The organism is Amycolatopsis rhizosphaerae (assembly GCF_007713715.1).
GTDB lineage: Bacteria > Actinomycetota > Actinomycetes > Mycobacteriales > Pseudonocardiaceae > Amycolatopsis_E > Amycolatopsis_E rhizosphaerae.
On record NZ_VJWX01000761.1, the window covers coordinates 1 to 2,078 of the forward strand.

Below are 2,078 nucleotides of genomic sequence, written 5' to 3' on the forward strand. Positions count from 1 at the left end.
CACGACGCCCTGACCAGGCTGCGCGTCGTCGCCTTCACGCCCGCCGGTTGAGGCGTGTTTGCCCAACGGGGGCCGGGGTATCCGGCGCGGAGTGTCTTGGCTGTACGGCGATTGGACCGCTATCGGCGGGGTGTGCGGTAAGACCCTGCTGCTGACGCTGACGGCACTGGCGGGCCTTCGCCTCGCGCCGCGCAGAGCGATCGCCGAACTACGGATCTCCGATTTCGTGGTCGCGGTCGCGGTCGGCGCGATCATCGGCCGGAGCGCCACCGCCACGGGTACCTCGTTCGTACTCGGATTCGCGGCGCTGGCAACCCTGCTCCTGGTCCACGCCGGACTGTCCCGTCTGAGGTTCCTGCCGGCCCTTCGACGTCTCATGGACCATCCCGTCGAGATCCTGGTGAGGGACGGCAACATTTATCGGAGCGTGCTGCGGAAGTGCCGACTCACCGAGGACGACCTGCACGCCGCGCTGCGGCAGAAGGGCGTCTACTCCCTCGACGAGGTGCGCCTCGTGCTGTACGAGTCCAAGGGCGGGTTCACCGTCGTTCGCCGAACGGACACGGCCGGTGAACTGCTGCCCCTGCCAGGTCCGGAACACGGCGACGCCGACCGCTGACTGAAGGCCCCGGATTCACACGGCACTGACAAGTGTTGCTTTGTGCAATAATTGTGATGAGTCGATTCGAGGAGGCCGCCATGCGCGCTCATCCCACGACCACGGCCCGCACCGGAGGCACAACCGCCTCCTGGGAACGGCATCTGTGGGTCGGGCCGGAAACCGAAGGGCGGCTGACGCCGAGCCTGCCCAGCGGGCTGGCCCTCCTGGCCGCCATCTGGCTCGGATTCGCCCCCTTCGCGCTGCACTACCGCTTCCCGACGGTCAGCGGCGCCGGTGACATCAACGACGTCACCATCGCGCTGGTGGTCGCCTCACTGGCCTTGTTCCGCGTGGTCGCGCCCCGCGACCTGCCCTGGCTCAGCCTGGCCAACGCCACCTTGGGCCTCTGGCTGGTCATCGCGCCGTTCGCCCTGCACGACACCGGCGCCCCGCTCGCCACCATCAACGACATCGCCGTCGGTGTGGTCCTGATCGCGCTGTCGGGTTCGAGTGCGGTGATGACCTACCGCGAGCGCCGCGCCGAAAACCGGCAGGGCTGAACCGGGCCCACGTCAGCCGGTCACCGGACTGTGCCGGGACGGCGACGAGACCGTGCTCCTCGTCGTGGCCGAGGACGGGTCGCTCGACCTGGAACGGGTGGTTCCCGTCGTCTCGGTCGTCGTCGGCGGCGGTTCGGTGGAAGTGGACGAGACATCGGTCGTCGTGTCGGGTGTCGTGGTCACCGGTGCCGGCACCCCGCTGATCACCGGTGCGGAGGGGAACGGGAGAACCGGCTTGTCGTGCAGGTAGGCATTCATGTAGGCCTGCCAGATGTAGCCGGGTTCTTCACGCCCGTACACGTCGTAGCCGTGCTCCCTGCCCTTCCCGTTGTGGTAGTTGCCGTAGATCGCCGCGGGCTGTTTCTTGTTGCCGAACCACACCGCCGTGACGGCCTGCGGCGTGTAGCCCACCATCCAGGCCTCCGAGTTGTGCCCGGTGTTGCCCAACTGCGCCGTACCCGTCTTCGCCGCCACCGGACGGCCCCCGGCCAGCCCGTCCCCGGAGGACGTTGCCACGGCCGTGAGTGACTCCGTGACCGTGCGCGCGATGGCCGCGTTGGTCCCGGAATCGGAGTCGAACGCCGGTTTCGGTGCGGCCGAGAAGGAATAGAGCGTGTTGCCATCCGCGCCGGTCACGCGGGAGACCAGGTGCAATGGCACGTACTTCCCGCCCGAGGCGAAGGTGGCGTAGCCCTGGGCCTGGTCCAGCGGGCGCACCGGGTACTGGCCGATGGTGACCCCCAGTTCGGTGGTGCCGGTGCCTTTGCCGTCCGCATCGTCGTTCTGCAGCGAGTCGAACGGCACGCCGAGCGCGGGCGTGATCTGGCGCGGGATCCCCGCGTCCCACGCCGCCTGGCGCACCGCCTCGACCCCGACCTGCGCCCCCATCCGGTAGAACACCGTGTTCACCGACTCGG

3 protein-coding genes are annotated in these 2,078 nt (G+C 68.8%); 2 read left to right on the forward strand and 1 reads right to left on the reverse strand.

The window, feature by feature from the left end; genetic code table 11:
• The first annotated feature begins 91 nt into the window (after positions 1–91).
• Positions 92–619 (forward strand): DUF421 domain-containing protein, encoded by a 528-nt coding sequence (locus FNH05_RS36520; RefSeq protein WP_144593398.1) that lies wholly within the window; start codon positions 92–94, stop codon positions 617–619.
• Positions 620–675: 56 nt separating this feature from the next.
• Positions 676–1,161 (forward strand): SPW repeat domain-containing protein, encoded by a 486-nt coding sequence (locus FNH05_RS36525; RefSeq protein WP_144593399.1) that lies wholly within the window; start codon positions 676–678, stop codon positions 1,159–1,161.
• A 12-nt stretch (positions 1,162–1,173) separates the two neighbouring features.
• Here the strand turns inward: FNH05_RS36525 and FNH05_RS36530 are convergent.
• Positions 1,174–2,078 (reverse strand): penicillin-binding transpeptidase domain-containing protein (locus FNH05_RS36530; protein ID WP_281287669.1); only part of this gene is annotated, 905 nt, incomplete at its 5' end.

Coding starts and splice junctions, on each gene's coding strand:
- FNH05_RS36525 (WP_144593399.1), top strand. CDS start 676: ATGAGTCGATTCGAGGAGGCCGCCATGCGCGCTCATCCCACGACCACG.